The 13913-nt window shown below is 41.7% G+C and carries 18 protein-coding genes and 1 tRNA gene; 12 read left to right on the top strand and 7 right to left on the bottom strand.

What is annotated here, in order from left to right; all coding sequences use genetic code 11:
* Positions 1-10 precede the first annotated feature (10 nt).
* The 3 genes from QXL29_00765 to QXL29_00755 are packed head-to-tail and all read left to right on the top strand — an operon-like array spanning position 11 to position 3361.
* The gene (locus tag QXL29_00765) at positions 11-1606 is read left to right on the top strand and encodes a type II/IV secretion system ATPase subunit (GenBank protein ID MEM2283129.1); all 1596 of its coding nucleotides are present in this window, start codon (positions 11-13) and stop codon (positions 1604-1606) included.
* Complete coding sequence (locus QXL29_00760) at positions 1578-2474, top strand: type II secretion system F family protein (GenBank protein MEM2283128.1); 897 nt, start codon at positions 1578-1580, stop codon at positions 2472-2474. Before QXL29_00765 ends, QXL29_00760 begins: the two co-directional genes overlap by 29 nt.
* Complete coding sequence (locus QXL29_00755; GenBank protein ID MEM2283127.1) at positions 2471-3361, top strand: type II secretion system F family protein; 891 nt, start codon at positions 2471-2473, stop codon at positions 3359-3361. Before QXL29_00760 ends, QXL29_00755 begins: the two co-directional genes overlap by 4 nt.
* An 89-nt stretch (positions 3362-3450) precedes the next feature.
* Here QXL29_00755 and QXL29_00750 read toward each other — a convergent pair whose 3' ends face one another.
* From QXL29_00750 to QXL29_00740, 3 genes are all read right to left on the bottom strand, one after another.
* Complete coding sequence (locus QXL29_00750) at positions 3451-3801, bottom strand: hypothetical protein (protein ID MEM2283126.1); 351 nt, start codon at positions 3799-3801, stop codon at positions 3451-3453.
* 147 nt (positions 3802-3948) lie between these two features.
* Entirely contained in the window at positions 3949-4368 is a 420-nt protein-coding gene (locus QXL29_00745) for a 6-carboxytetrahydropterin synthase (protein MEM2283125.1), read from the bottom strand.
* The gene (locus tag QXL29_00740; GenBank protein ID MEM2283124.1) at positions 4346-5443 is read right to left on the bottom strand and encodes a winged helix-turn-helix transcriptional regulator; all 1098 of its coding nucleotides are present in this window, start codon (positions 5441-5443) and stop codon (positions 4346-4348) included. Before QXL29_00740 ends, QXL29_00745 begins: the two co-directional genes overlap by 23 nt.
* A gap of 136 nt (positions 5444-5579) precedes the next feature.
* Between QXL29_00740 and QXL29_00735 the strand changes: the two genes are divergently transcribed.
* Complete coding sequence (locus tag QXL29_00735; protein ID MEM2283123.1) at positions 5580-5738, top strand: hypothetical protein; 159 nt, start codon at positions 5580-5582, stop codon at positions 5736-5738.
* A 9-nt stretch (positions 5739-5747) separates the two neighbouring features.
* Here QXL29_00735 and QXL29_00730 read toward each other — a convergent pair whose 3' ends face one another.
* From QXL29_00730 to QXL29_00720, 3 genes are all read right to left on the bottom strand, one after another.
* Positions 5748-5969 (bottom strand): hypothetical protein, encoded by a 222-nt coding sequence (locus QXL29_00730; protein ID MEM2283122.1) that lies wholly within the window; start codon positions 5967-5969, stop codon positions 5748-5750.
* Positions 5970-6092: 123 nt separating this feature from the next.
* Positions 6093-6587, bottom strand: coding sequence for an Lrp/AsnC family transcriptional regulator (locus tag QXL29_00725; GenBank protein MEM2283121.1), 495 nt, complete (start codon positions 6585-6587; stop codon positions 6093-6095).
* On the bottom strand, positions 6584-7792 hold the full coding sequence (locus QXL29_00720; protein MEM2283120.1) for an asparagine synthetase A: 1209 nt from the start codon (positions 7790-7792) through the stop codon (positions 6584-6586). The genes QXL29_00725 and QXL29_00720 overlap by 4 nt, the downstream gene beginning before the upstream one ends.
* Positions 7793-8073: 281 nt before the next feature.
* Here QXL29_00720 and QXL29_00715 point away from each other — a divergent pair.
* Positions 8074-8147 (top strand) — tRNA-Thr (locus QXL29_00715).
* A gap of 92 nt (positions 8148-8239) precedes the next feature.
* The gene (locus tag QXL29_00710; GenBank protein ID MEM2283119.1) at positions 8240-8593 is read left to right on the top strand and encodes a GNAT family N-acetyltransferase; all 354 of its coding nucleotides are present in this window, start codon (positions 8240-8242) and stop codon (positions 8591-8593) included.
* A 20-nt stretch (positions 8594-8613) separates the two neighbouring features.
* Here the strand turns inward: QXL29_00710 and QXL29_00705 are convergent, their stop codons facing one another.
* Positions 8614-9909: a tRNA (N(6)-L-threonylcarbamoyladenosine(37)-C(2))-methylthiotransferase gene (locus QXL29_00705; GenBank protein MEM2283118.1), complete on the bottom strand. Its 1296-nt coding sequence runs from the start codon at positions 9907-9909 to the stop codon at positions 8614-8616.
* A gap of 78 nt (positions 9910-9987) precedes the next feature.
* Between QXL29_00705 and QXL29_00700 the strand changes: the two genes are divergently transcribed.
* From QXL29_00700 to QXL29_00675, 6 genes are all read left to right on the top strand, one after another.
* Positions 9988-10407: a translation initiation factor IF-2 subunit beta gene (locus QXL29_00700; GenBank protein ID MEM2283117.1), complete on the top strand. Its 420-nt coding sequence runs from the start codon at positions 9988-9990 to the stop codon at positions 10405-10407.
* Positions 10408-10478: 71 nt separating this feature from the next.
* Positions 10479-10847, top strand: a complete 369-nt coding sequence (locus QXL29_00695) for a DUF424 family protein (GenBank protein MEM2283116.1) — start codon at positions 10479-10481, stop codon at positions 10845-10847.
* Entirely contained in the window at positions 10844-11893 is a 1050-nt protein-coding gene (locus QXL29_00690; GenBank protein MEM2283115.1) for an NMD3-related protein, read from the top strand. The genes QXL29_00695 and QXL29_00690 overlap by 4 nt, the downstream gene beginning before the upstream one ends.
* Before the next feature lie 64 nt (positions 11894-11957).
* On the top strand, positions 11958-12284 hold the full coding sequence (locus QXL29_00685; protein ID MEM2283114.1) for a translation initiation factor aIF-1A: 327 nt from the start codon (positions 11958-11960) through the stop codon (positions 12282-12284).
* Positions 12285-12367: 83 nt separating this feature from the next.
* Positions 12368-13096 (top strand): serine protein kinase RIO, encoded by a 729-nt coding sequence (locus tag QXL29_00680; GenBank protein ID MEM2283113.1) that lies wholly within the window; start codon positions 12368-12370, stop codon positions 13094-13096.
* A 169-nt stretch (positions 13097-13265) separates the two neighbouring features.
* Positions 13266-13883, top strand: a complete 618-nt coding sequence (locus QXL29_00675; protein MEM2283112.1) for a KH domain-containing protein — start codon at positions 13266-13268, stop codon at positions 13881-13883.
* Positions 13884-13913 lie beyond the last annotated feature (30 nt).

Here is a 13913-nt window from a genome sequence, read left to right as displayed (position 1 = left end):
TCAGTGGTGCATGACGTACGTGACGAAATTTAATGATGAGTCTTTAAGGATTAGCTATACGATTCCATCAATAATTGAGATTAGAGTAGATATTATTGAAGGAGTTGACAAGAAGCTTAGGTATCGTGTTCACGAACCCGTGCTCAGCGATACAGGCAGAACTCTTCTGAACGCGTTTATCTATAAGGTCTATCATGACTTAAACTTAATGAAGCGCTTATCTAATTACGGTTTTTCACGTGAAGCATACGAAACGGTAGTTGGTTTAGTTAGAGACTATCTGAAGAGAGGTTTTTCCTTGAGGTTAGGTGGTTTGTTTAGAAGCTCACCTAACATAGGCAAGATTAATGAAGCTGAGATCCACTACATAGCTTACTATGTTGTTCGCGACCTAGTAGGTTACGGCCCTATAGATCCTCTGATAAGAGATCAGCAGGTTGAGGACATAACCTGTAATGGTGTTGAGTTGCCTGTTTACGTGTTTCATAGAGAGTTTGAATGGCTTGAAACTAACGTCGTTTTCCCTAACTCAGACTTGCTAGAGAGAGTTATTAGAGTTCTTGCTGTGAAGTCTGGTCAAGAGCCTTCAGTAGCTAACCCCATTGTTGAAGGTGTGTTAAGACCTGAAGGCTACAGAGTTCACATAGTTTTAGACACCGTATCTAGGAGGGGTCACTCATTCTCTATTAGGAGATTTAGAGAAACACCCTTCACGATAGTTGAGTTGTTGAGGAGGGGTGTTCTAGACCCAGGTTTAGCAGCCTTATTCTGGATGGCAGTAGAGAATAAGCAAGGGATAGTTATTTACGGTCCTACAGGATCTGGTAAGACAACACTTCTCAACGCTCTAGCTATGTTCCTACCGCCGGAAATGAAGATCGTGAGTGTCGAGGATACTCCAGAGATCTTCCTCCCCTTCCATGACAACTGGGACTCAATGACTACTAGACTGAGTAACGACCCTAAAGTTCAGAGTGTCACGCTGCAGACACAGATAGAGTCTGCTATGAGGCAGAGACCAGACGTCTTAATCTTGGGTGAGGTGAGGTCTAGAGAAGCTTACGTCTTCTTCCAGGGTGTTTCTACAGGACATGGAGGACTTACAACAGTCCATGCAGAGAATATAGAAGCTTTAATAAGGAGGCTCACGTCCCCGCCCATGAACGTACCTAAATCTAGCATAGCAGCTGCTAAACTCTACGTCAACATACTTAGAATTCCGATGTCGGGTAACATAGTCAGGAAAGTTACGTACGTCTATGAAGTAAGAGAATACGACACGTTAAGAGACTTGATAAGTTTCAAGCTAATCTCCAAGTGGGTTAGAGACGAGGACGTGTGGCTTATCGACTTAAAAGATAGTAACATACTAAAATCCATAGCTGAGCTAGCGCTCATGAAGTATGAGGACCTCCTCACAGACCTGGTGAGGAGAGCTACTGTGTTAAGTTATGCAGCAGCCAGGAACGTAGACATATTTGAGTTTCACGCGACGCTAAGACGTTACAGGAGAGACCCAATAAAAACGTTTAACGAGGCTAAGGAATTCTTAAGAGACTCCTACAGGTTGGTCATCCATGAGCTTGAAGAGAAGAAGAGTCTTTAATTACTTATCCCTACTACCTAAACTACTTACTTACTCGTTCACCACACTATATTCTAGGTATCCGAAACTCGAAGATTACGTCATAGGTTCAGGGATAAGCAGTTTTGACAGATACGTCTCAATATCTTCTGGAGCTTCACTAACAGCCATATTAGCGGCTTTCCTATCGTTCTGTGTGTTCACGTACTACTCGAGTAACTCAATTCTCCTCTCACTACTTTCAGGAGTCGTAGTCTCGTTAGGTGTTGTTTTTCCCCTATGTTACGTGATCTCGTTAGGTGTTGTCTTCCTTAAATACAAGAGCAGGAGGGAAGTTATGGAGGCTAGATTCCCTCTACTAGCATCTCTTATGTCTTTAGTAGCTACGTCTGAAAAAGACCTCTCAAGAGTTTTCGAGGTTCTTAATCAGAGTTATAGTGAAGTATTAAAAGATTTCCGAGTAGAGCTAGAAATGATAACTTCATTAATTAAGCTAAACTATCCTACCAACGAAGCTCTCGCGAGAGTTGCTAAAATAACTCCTTCACCAACTCTCAGAGAGGTGTTATTAGGTCTTTCAGCTTCGGTAGTCATAGGTGCTGAGCCGCTGGAATTGATGAGTACAGTCACTAACAAGTATTTAGAGAGGTACTCGCTTAAGGTAGAGAGAGCAGTTAATGAGTTGGGTGTCATGCTTGAGATATATCTCGCGATAGCACTCTTAACACCGGTCGTAGTAGGGTCTCTAGGCACTCTGTTAGTCTTGAATCCTGTAGGAGGTATTTCTTTCGAGTTAGTAGTTTTCATACTCTCATATCTGATAGTGCCGGCTTCTTCTATAGCTTCGATGGTCTTGATAGATGCTACGGTGTCTAAGGTGATGATATGAACTACCTGAAGAGGAGCATTATAGTTTTTCTTGTTCTTACGGTATTTTTAGTTTTATTGCCTTTAGTTACATTAACTCTCTTTAGTTCATTAGGTTTCGTGTTTGAGGAAGTTAAGGTGGATTTCACTATTTCTAATACTATCCCGCTCCTCATGCTGTCCGGTAACACTACGTACTTACTGATTGGTCTTAGCATTAGTGGTATCGCTTTATCAGCTTACTCGTGGTTTAGTCCTAGGTCGAGAGAGATAGAGAAGTTTAGGAGTCAGTTAGGTGATTTAGTAAGTGTTTTCATGTCTCACGCTATGGCAGGTGTCCCGATAATTGACGCGCTTAAGAGGACTGCTGATTTTGTGGGTCCGCCGGCTTCTGAATATCTTGAGACTTACGCGCACCTAGTATCTAGTGGTGAGGACCCTCTTAAAGCTGAGACTATAGTGACTCGCGGACTACCTAAGGAGATTAGGTTAGTCTTTGCTTCAATCTCGCAAGCTATGAAGTCTGGCGGTAGGTACTTGGAGGTTTTAAGTCAGGGCGAGAAGTATTTGAGGCAGTTAATTAAGTTGACTGATCTCAGAAAGAGCAGGTTGTCTGAGTATAAGCTGGTTTTAGTGCTTTCAGTAATAGCGTACGCTTTCTCAGCAATAGTCACCTTAAAGCTCGTTGTTTCTATGAGTGCTAGTGTTAGGGGCGTACCTATCTTTGTAGGTCAGGTAAACATCAACTTACTTAAGTCAGCTTACTACGTCTCAGCACTCATCTTAACAGGAATCACCTCAGTAATAATGAGTAAAGCTATAGAAGGATACGCTATTAAGTCGCTTAAGTACATATCTATACTCACTCTAGTAGTGACAGCTATGTTCTTGGTGTCAGAACTCATATGAGCTGAGTCAAATAAGCACTAAAATACTTGAGTCACCTCAACACTTACTCAAGTACGAAAAACGAGCATCAAGAATCGAGTCAAACAGTATCACAAGTCTACATCAAGAGACCTCAGCAATTCCTTAAATCCTTCAGGATTTTTCATGGCTAGCATAGTAGCTCTGTCTGTCAAGTCTAGCCTCCCAAGTCTTATTAGCATAGGCTTGATTAACAAGTAATTCATTATTAGAGTAACAGTGTCTTCGTTGTCGTACAGGCTAAGCAGAGTCTCATAAACCTTCCTCGGGTCACTCAAAAATAAAGACACTATATCGCTGTTGTATCGCGTTATGAAAATTCTGTTTAAGATGTTGAGAAGCCCTGGCATGACTCTAGACGAGTAAGACCTTATGTAAGAAATTAGCTCGTCTCTGCTAACTCTTATAGATTGCGGCGGCACTGAAATCACACTCCTAAATATTATGCTCATTACTTAAAATAATTATAGGTATTGGAATATATGTAGAACTTAACATATCTATGCAAATAAGTAGTGCAGTAAGTTTAGTCAGACACTCTTTAATCATGTAAGGTTCTTGAGTCATAATCAACACTCTACAATAGCCTTATTCCCAACACCCTCCCTAACACTAACTAGAATCTTTAAATCCTTCTCGCTATAAGTTTTCCTCAACTCACTACATAAGTAGTCGCCCAAACACTCAGCAGTAACCATAGCACAGTCAAAGACCTTCTGCTTGTGCTTGAAAGGAGCCTCAAAATGAATGCTGCCAGCATCTCTCGCGGTAATCAAGAAAGAGTAATTAAGGTCTTTAACTAACCCCTCAACAAGCTTCCTCAACTCAATGAAGTCTACAACCCAAGAACCCCTCAAAAAACCCTCAACACAAACATCAATACTGAATGTATGCCCATGCAGTAGTAACTCTCCCTCAACTAAACTATAGTGAGCAGCATCAAAACTAAACCCGGAAACACAGTCCTTAACTCGTCTCTCCAAAACCACTGAAGATCCTCCTTAACTCATCAATATTCCAAGACATCTTAGGAACATACTCTTCCCACCGCTTATAAGGCAAAGTAAACCTCTTACCAAATTCAATGTTGAGGAGCCACAACATATCTCTAGAAACCTCGAAACCGTATTCAACACCTATCTTTTCAAGAAACTCAACAACAAACCTAACCATAGAGAAAGGAACGACAAACTGAGCCATACCTAAACCAACGTCGTTCCTGTAAGCACAAGAAACTACTGTAGGGTGAGTCACTAAAGCCTCGCATAAACACTTAATAACATCAACGTCATTAGACTTAATTAAGATTAGTAAGGAAGTTCCTAATGCTTCAGGGTATAAGGGCATGCTCATCAATCTAATACCCTTGATTAAGTAAGGCACGTGTGATTTAGCATGCCTTCTAAGCTTACCTACTGAGATTCCTAAAGTCCTAGCGATTTCAGTTTGCCTAACAAAAGCGTTTTTCTCTAGCTCTTTTATAATACCTAGGTCTACAGCGTCAAATACAACCTTTCTCTTATCCTCAGCACAGAACCTCTTCTTGTCTAGACTATTAAATGCTTTCTCTATAGTCTCTCCTAATACGTTAAAAGATTCTTTACTAAACCCCTTCTCAGGAGAAAACACAGACTCTATCCCATACGTCGCAAACGAGGTTTTATTCCTTAATCTCTCGTGAAGCTCTATTATGGTAGTCCCGCTATCTATCTTTAGCGGTTGAGGCAACTCCTGTGCGTTGGCAGGCATGTAGAGGGAGTAGAAATGCTTATTAGGAAAGACATAGGCTATCGCTTTAACGAATTTCATAAACTTGGTTGAGGTCTCTTCCATCAAGAGATTCTTGTTAGTCACTATAACTATTAACTTAAGACCTAACTCACTTAATGAGTAGTCAACTGAAAACCTAAAGTATTTACCTTTTAGTAATGTGTTTATTCTGTGAAGTACTGACCTAACGTCCTCACCTAATATCTTAGCTAGCTCCTTAACTATCTGATACTTACCAACAGTCCTTATCTTATAGACTGCTTCAAGGAATTCAGGATCTATTAACTTCTTCATATTTCTAACCTTCCACTACCTCTAATTCTCTTATCTCCAGAATTTCTAATAAGATATCTGCTACATAAATTATTTTGTATAATTGTCAGTAAAATTGATATCTCCTTTTAAGAAAATAAACTTGGTGAATAAGTACATGAAGCCCGAAACAGCTGTTAAGTTGGTTGAGGTTCTTGAAACTCTCAACAAGAATAAGAAGTTGTTAGTAGTAGCTGCAGTACTAACTGTAGCTCTAGCTAAGTTTGACTTCGGCATACTTGGCGACGAGAACCCTGATGACTGGTCTGTTTTGTAAGGTTAGAGATTAGTTTTTGATTTTATTTAGTAATAGTTTTGGTATTTCTTCGTTCTGGAAGATCTTAAATAAGAGAGACGTTATGACCTCTTCTGCGGTTCCATTATTTGATTCTAGAACTATTGCTTCTAAGTCTTTGCCGTACGTCATTCTGGACATTATGTTGAGTACTGGTAGTAGTCCTGGAGCTACCCTCCTTAATTCTCTCAAGTTTATTTTATGCCCTACCACACCTGATCCCCCGAATATAACTTTGTTTTTTATTCTATTGTAAGTTACTGCTAGTGAGTTTGCTTAGTGTTTGGTAGTAAAGTTTATAAAGGTTTTTGTGTGTTTAGTTTTGTATAATTATGGTTATCCGTCGTCGGGGACTCTTCTTAACACCATGAAAGTCTCTGTAGATTCTATCTCCTCGATTGATGGAAGGTATTTTAGTAGGTATCTTGAGAGTTCTTCCCAGTTTCTTATCCATACTCTAAGTATTATGTCGTATGCTCCAGTAACTATGGCTGCTTCTTCTATCATGGGGAGTTCGTCTTTGTTTCTTGACTCACTAACTAGTTTTTTAGCTAGCTCGTACTGGTCTAGCTTGCCTGTAAGGCCCTTCCTAACTTTTACGGCTATGTATGCGTAGTAGTTGTAGCCTAGAACGTCAGGCTTTACTGAAATCGTGTAAGACCTTATGATGCCTGTTTCCTCAAGCTTCTTAATCCTCTGAACTACCGTGGTTCTAGGTCTTCCGAGCTTCTTAGCTATCTCACTAGACTTTAATCTAGCGTTTTTTCTTAGGAGGTCTATTATCTGTATGTCTAAGTAATCTAAACTTACTCTACTTTTCCTGCCTCTCATGGTGCGTTAACTACCCCAGGAGGTTTAGGGAACGGTACTGCCTCCCATATATATTTTAGATTGAGTAAATATCTAGTATACCTCTCTACTCCCAGCCCAAACCCTGCTGTGGGGGCTATCCCAAATCTTGCTGCTTCTAAGAACCACGAATACTTACTTAAGTCTTCACCCAGTTCTTTAAGTCTCTGCATTATGCGTTCATACCTGAACTCTCTCACACCACCATCAATCAACTCTCCGTAACCTTCAGGCATTATCAAGTTGAAGTCTTGGTTCTTGTCTGGCTCTATCTCATCAGGCATGTAGTAGAAGCCTCTCCCAGAAGTAGGGAATTTAATTAGCCAGATAGGCTTCCCTACCTTAACGCTCAGCAATTCCTCAGCTTCTTGAGGTAACTCTCTAGAATCACTAACTCTCATCCCCGCCTCCCTAACTATGTTTAGGGCTTCACTAAACGTTATCTTCTCGTAGGGGGGCTTAAAACACTTGAGTCTCGGATTGAATTCTTCGATTATGTCTCCAGCTCTCTCAGATACTTCTAGACAAGACTCATAAACTAGCTTCTCGCCGAGACTCATGATCTCATTCATTGAAGCTCCAGCCCACTCCAAGTCTAGCTGAGTAAACTCTATCAAGTGTCTTCCAGTCTTAACATTCTCTACTGGTTCTTCCCTAACATTTCTAGCTACGAAGTACATCTTACCTAAGGCTGTCGCGGCTAGTTGCTTATACATTATGGTGCTTGAGCACAACTCGTAAGTAGACCCGTAAACACTCACCGCAACCTTCTTAGCACCCCTCAACCCAGGATCACTTGCTAAGTTTAAGACAGGAGGTAATAACTCAACAAAACCCTCAGAATCTAGTATTCTTCTTAAACTCTTCAGGAGGATGTGCTGAAACCTAATAATTTTAGAGTATTTAGGAGTCCTCAACCACAACCAAGAATACCTAGCGAAAACATCAGGTTTTGAAGCATCTACATCAAAGTTTTTAAGAGGAATATCGCCCGCCCCAACAACTCCTAAAACCTTAGGAGTAGCTCCCTCTACGAGTAGCTTAAGAAATACCTCACGACCAGATTTAATAATCCTTAACAAGCCGTCACTACATAAAGAACTACTCAACTCAACATCTACTAAGAAACCGCCTACACTAACCTTAACTAAACAACCATCCACAAAACCAACAACCCTCCCAACCACAACACTCAAGCAATACACCAAGCCTTGGAAAAGACTAGGAATATAAGTATTAAAGATGAAACAACTATAAACCATTAACACATAAAGATAAAACGACTTAAACTAAGAGAAACTAAAATACAGAAGTAAGATCCTAAATTAGAAAACAATCATAAAGACTTTCGCTCTTATTTTTGTATTATGAAGAACACGAAATGCAGGGCAAGAGGTGGGGATATGGAGGAGACCAGACATTACAAAGCTTTAAATATTTTAGTATTAAACAGATAATGGGTTAAGGTGCCGCCGTAGCTCAGCCTGGTGGAGCGCTGCCCTGGTAAGGCAGAGGTCCCGGGTTCAAATCCCGGCGGCGGCTTTCCTCACTGTAACGGAATCAAGTTGTTGAGGTTGGTTAGCATATAACAGAATTATTTATTAGGGTCAGCAAGTAATATGTGGGGGAGTGTGTTGGAAGAAGTTCGTGTTGAGAAGAGAGGTAGTGTTTACATGATTAGATTTGATGACGGTTCTAAAGCCTGGCTTTCTTTCAAGGAAGAGAATGGCAAGCTATATCTCCTCGAGACCTTTACTCCAGAACAACACAGGGGAAAAGGTTACGGCGCTAAATTAGTTGAAGCAGCGATTAGAGATGCTGAGATGAGGGGTCTCAAAATAGTTCCTGTATGTAGCTACTCTATCTACTACTTCTTAAAAAACAAGGACGCTAGGAGAATACTTGCTGAAGAGTACGCTAGAATGAGTGATTCAGAATTAGAGGAATACTTCAAGAAGCGAGTAGATGAAGAGAGGAGAAAGCACTGAAGACGAGATTATTCGAGGGATTAAGAGTCAGTATTAAGGGGACTCCAATAACCTCTTAAGTCGTAAAACGTGTGTTGCGTTATCTCAACATACCCGCTAACGCCCACGTCTTCTAAGCCATTAATCACTACAGGCTTATAGTTTATCGTTCTGCCTACAGGAGTCCCCCTGAAAGACCTTCTTGACACGATGACCCAGGCTCTCGTACCTACGTATGCGGAATTCAGAGTAGAGCCTATTTCTTCTACAACTTTACCTAATTCCGTGCTTCGATACTTCTTGATCGAGTCTGAGACTTGCTTCATTGACGCGGCCTCTGTCCTGGGGCGTATCGTGTACTGAGCTATGTGTACTTTGTCGGGAATTACTTCCTTAAGAGCTTTAACAGTCAAATCGAAATCTTCTTCGTCTTCGCCCGGATGCCCGACTATTATGTCTGTTGCTAGCTGAACTTCAGGTATTTTCTTCCTTATTTCTATTACTAAAGACTTGTAGTCATCGTACGTATACTTCCTCCTCATAAGTTTCAAGACCTTATCGCTGCCTGATTGTAGGGGTATGTGTACGTACTTGAATACGTTAGGGTGTTTCATAATATCTAAAAACTCGTCAAGTATTGGGAGCATGCTGTCTGGGTTGGCCATCCCAACCCTAAGCATGTAGTTGCCTCTCACCTCCTCTACTATAGCTTTGAGGAGGTTGTGGAGTCTGACACTACCTAAGTCTATACCGTACGCTGCAGTATCCTGAGCTGTGAGGTCTATCTCGATAGCTCCTCTACTGACAGCTTCTTTTACAGCCTTAACAATTAGGTCAGGCTTGTAAGACCTTAACTTACGTCTAGCTATCTTAGTTATGCAGAAAGAGCAGTTACCTAAGCAACCCTCGGCTATAGGTATAGCTGCCGTGAAACCCTCTACTAGCGGGCATAGTAAGGTAGTGTCTCTCTCACCACTGATCATGACAGACTTCCCAGAATTTTCAACAACTTCATGAATTCTAGTAATGTTTTGCGGTGACACTAGTGAGGCTTCAGAGACTGTCTTGGTGATTGTGTAGGGTTGTGCAGCCGCCATACACCCGGCAACTATTAACTTAACTCTACCGTTGTTGCTCAAGAATTTCTTAAGTTGATGTAGTCTTTTCAAGATTCTTTGTTCAGTGTCTAGTCTTACAGTGCAGGTGTTGACTATGATTACTTCAGCGTCGTCAGGGCGAGACACTATCTCATGACCTCTGCTAACTAAGATTTTCTTCATTAGGGCTGTGTCAGCGTTATTCAGCGCACACCCATATGTTTCTATGTATATCTTCATCTCAGCATATCAGCCGTTAACACGGTTCTTTACTTAACTTAAAAGTTTTGTTGGTTTATTAAGTAGAGGTGGAGCTGAGTGAGTGGGTTACCGTCTTACGAGGAGCTACTTAGGGAATTATATGAGAAGCTCCCTGAGAAGAGGAGTCAAACAGTAACTCTTGATATACCAGATTTAGAGATAGTTCATGTAGGACTCCAAACACAAATTAAGAATTTCAAGACTGTTTGCGACGTTATCTTGAGAGAGCCTAAGGTGTGTGCTAGGTACCTCCTTAAAGAGTTAGCTGCTAGAGGGACTATAGACGAGTCCGGAGTATTCACTATATACTCGCGTGTTTCATCACAAACTATTAACGCGCTGTTTAAGAGATTTCTGGACAGCTACGTCATCTGCAAGACTTGCGGTTCTTACCAGACTGAGTTGAGGAAGCAAGGCAAGATATGGGTAATAAGGTGCTTAGCTTGTGGCGCTGAAGCTCCTGTAAAGCCTGTGTGAGGGGTGTAGTTCCTGAGTTCCCCACCCTCATCTAGTCCCGATATTGGGAAGCTTTCTAAGAATCACGAGGTTTGAGCGTCTTGAGTAAAGACGAGTCTTCAAGTCTTGAAGGAGGTTCTGAGTCTCAAGTAATGGTTTATGTGAAGATACACGCTACTACCGACATATCTCAAGACTTTAGGGAGATAGTAGCTATATGTGATGAAGAACTTCTAGGGAAAAAATTTCAGGAAGGTAATGTCGTGTTGCACGTGAATGAAGAGTTTTTTAAGGGGTTTTTAACTACCCTAAACGAAGCTATGCATCACGCAAGGAATGCTTCCATAGTTGTTCTCGCGGGTGAGGCCTCCGTAAGCAGAGCCGTTGAAGAAGGGTTAGTGCATCCCGACGCTATACTTAGGGTGAGTGGCGTGCCTTACGCTCAGGTGGTTAGGTTATGAGTTTTGCTGGCAGGTTTTGCTTGAGGTGTGGGAAGAGGGAGACCAGTAATGAACCGTTAATCGATGGCTTATGCGTAGATTGCTTCGTTAGAGAGAGACCTATAGTAAGTGTCCCTGATAAGATAGCTTTAGTAAGATGTCCTGTTTGCGGGTCTCTCTACATGAGTGGTTCATGGATACCTTCCACGGGAAATGACGAAGAACTAATACGATACTATATTGATGAGGCTGTGATAAAGAAGGGGAAGACTCACCCGGCATTCAAAGATATTCAGGTAGCGGTTTTGAGTACTGGCAACAATCGTGCGGAGTTGCTCATAAAGTCTTCATTTGCTGGCAAATCTGTAGAGCAAGCATTCATAGTTAGTTACAAGATAGACGCTAGGTTATGTCCTAAGTGCTTGAGTGTTAAGACTAGAGACTACGAAGCTGTACTACAGATAAGATTTGTGGGAGAACCTACGGAAGGGGTGAAGAAGAGGATAGCTAAGTTGATAGGTAGCGTGAGGAGCATTAGTAGCAACATAACAGACTATGAGGAATTACGTGAAGGAATAAACGTAAAGTTTAGTAACGTATCGGTAGCTCGGCAAGCAGCAAGCTACTTGCAAGGCATGCTTGGAGGGTATGTCAAGGAATCGTGGAAACTCCACGGGATAGTAAGAGGTAAGAGACACGGCAAGTTATCCATAGTGTTGAGAATTCCTCAGTTAGTTCCCGGAGACTTAATAGATTTTAGGGATTCACTAATGGAGGTCCTCAGCATCCAGAAAGACAAGCTAGTTCTAAGAGACCTAGCTAGGGATGAAGTCTTGAAGATAGGCGTGAAATCCTTAACCAGAGACGAGTTCAGACTGTTAAGTTCTGAAGATTACGCGGTCAGCGAGTGTGTGGTGACAGACTTCAAAAACTATGAAGTCATTGCTAGATGTGAGGAGGGAGCGACAGTCAAGACTAGCTTCCCTAAGTACTTGAGTGTTGGAGAGAGGATCCAGATAATAACGTATAGGGGCTCAAATTATGTTAAGCGGCTAGCAGGGAGATAATAGACTTACGTTGGGTTTCATTCTTCTTAAATAGTTTCTTACTTATTAATATAGAGGTGGTGTGTTGGGCAAGAAGAAGGTTGACGCAGTCTCGGAAACTCCTTACCCTAACCCTGATGAAGGTACTGTAGTTTGCGTAGTTACCGAGCCTATGGGAGGCAACTACGTGAAAGCCATATGTATGGACGGGAAAGAGCGGAAGCTGAGAATACCTGGGAAACTCAGGCATAAAGTTTGGATAAACGTTAAAGATGTAGTCTTAGTCGGTAAGTGGGAGTTTGACGAGGGTAGGGGAGACATCCTATACAAGTACGGGAGAGATGAGAAGAAGAAGCTTATTGAGATGGGGTTCTTAGACCCTTCACTAACTGAGGGTGTGGGTGAGCTTTAATATCGCGTGGAGAGCCTGAAGACTCAGCAATCGACGCGTTTTTTAGAGTCAGAGATAAAGAACGTAAGATAATAGATGAGGACTTGTTCGAGACTGTAGAAGAAGTTTTTGATAGAGCAACTGTTCAAGCAGTTCTTAAGCTGATGAGGAAGGGAGTGATACGTGACCTTAAGGGAGTCGTCAGCGCTGGTAAGGAATCAAGAGTTTACTGGGGTAAAGGACCTGAGGGACGTGATTTAGCAGTCAAGATATACTTGACGTCATCAGCGGAATTCAGGAAAGGCATGATGAGGTACATAATAGGTGATTACAGATTTGACAAAAGCATACCTAAGTCTACTAGGAAGCTAGTCATTTTGTGGGCTAAGAAAGAATTCAACAACTTTACTGAGCTTTTTAAGGCGGGAGTTTCCGTGCCTGAACCCATAGACCAGTACGAGAATGTGTTGGTTATGGAATTCATAGGAGATGACGGCGTAAGAGCACCCCTACTAAAAGAAACTAACCTAACTGCGGAGGAGTACTCAACAATCTTTCAGCAAATCATCGAGGACGTTAGAAAAGCTTACTTAAAAGCTAAGTTAGTACACGGAGATCTGAGCGAGTATAACGTAATGATATGGAACAAGAGACACTACATAATAGACGTTAGTCAGGCAGTACCCATCACACACCCTAACGCCACGAATCTGCTACAGAGAGACTTAAGAAACATAATCAGGTTCTTCGAGTACGTGGGAGTCAATACCCCCACACTAAGTAATGTCCTTGAGTACATCACCGGAAAAACAAGCAAGCTAGAATTAGAATAAGAATACTGAGCTAGTCTTAAGCAATGCTTCAAGTTTCACGTAAGGTTTACACGCGGGGCCCTATTCTTCAGGACAGAAAGAAAGTCAAGACCTAGTAGATGGTCTTGAAGGCTTATGAACCCAGCAAAATATAATATTAGGTACTTAGTAGTGGGCTGGTGTTTAGTGGATGAGTAGTGCGGGCAGGGTACCTCAAGGTTTGAGGAGAGTGTATTTAAATGTGAGACCTGAGAGGCTCGGCGTGTTGATAGGTGAGGGTGGTAAGACATTAAGAGATCTTGAGAATAGGACTCAAACGATCGTGAGTGTCGACAGTTTAAACAGTAGCGTAGTAATTGAGGCGGCGACTCCTGAGACACCTATTGAGATGGTATTGAGAGCTTCAGACTTTATTAAAGCTATTGACGCAGGCTTCAGTCCTGAGAGGGCGTTGAGGTTATTAGATGAAGACATGGTACTAATAATCATAAACTTAAAAGAAGTTATAGGAGATTCACAGAGTCATCTCTACAGAGTTAAAGCAAGAGTCATAGGTGAGGAGGGAAAAGTAAGAACAAACATAGAGCAGCTGACGGGAACTTACATAAGTGTTTATGATGATTTAGTAGCTATTATCGGGGATTACGAGGGAGCGTATCTAGCCAGAGAAGCGATAGAAATGCTTATTCAAGGAAGAGAACACTCAACAGTGTACAGATTTCTTAACAAGAAAGTAAGAGAACTAAAGCGTAAGAGACTCACAGAGTACTGGAGAAAAGACTTCAGTACTAAGGAAGTAAAGAGTTAACAGGAAACGATTCTGGTTTGTTAGGAGCCC

It is taken from the genome of Zestosphaera sp. (assembly GCA_038843015.1).
In the GTDB taxonomy this organism is placed as follows: domain Archaea; phylum Thermoproteota; class Thermoprotei_A; order Sulfolobales; family NBVN01; genus Zestomicrobium.
Note: the sequence above shows the minus strand (reverse complement) of the source record. Positions and strands in the feature narration are given on the sequence as shown.

Bases quoted from the DNA above. Each gene is read 5' to 3' on its own strand.
- QXL29_00765 (MEM2283129.1), top strand. From the start codon at position 11: ATGACGTACGTGACGAAATTTAATGATGAGTCTTTAAGGATTAGCTAT.
- QXL29_00760 (MEM2283128.1), top strand. From the start codon at position 1,578: ATGAGCTTGAAGAGAAGAAGAGTCTTTAATTACTTATCCCTACTACCT.
- QXL29_00755 (MEM2283127.1), top strand. From the start codon at position 2,471: ATGAACTACCTGAAGAGGAGCATTATAGTTTTTCTTGTTCTTACGGTA.
- QXL29_00740 (MEM2283124.1), bottom strand. From the start codon at position 5,443: ATGAAGAAGTTAATAGATCCTGAATTCCTTGAAGCAGTCTATAAGATA.
- QXL29_00735 (MEM2283123.1), top strand. From the start codon at position 5,580: ATGAAGCCCGAAACAGCTGTTAAGTTGGTTGAGGTTCTTGAAACTCTC.
- QXL29_00725 (MEM2283121.1), bottom strand. From the start codon at position 6,587: ATGAGAGGCAGGAAAAGTAGAGTAAGTTTAGATTACTTAGACATACAG.
- QXL29_00705 (MEM2283118.1), bottom strand. From the start codon at position 9,909: ATGAAGATATACATAGAAACATATGGGTGTGCGCTGAATAACGCTGAC.
- QXL29_00690 (MEM2283115.1), top strand. From the start codon at position 10,844: ATGAGTTTTGCTGGCAGGTTTTGCTTGAGGTGTGGGAAGAGGGAGACC.
- QXL29_00675 (MEM2283112.1), top strand. From the start codon at position 13,266: ATGAGTAGTGCGGGCAGGGTACCTCAAGGTTTGAGGAGAGTGTATTTA.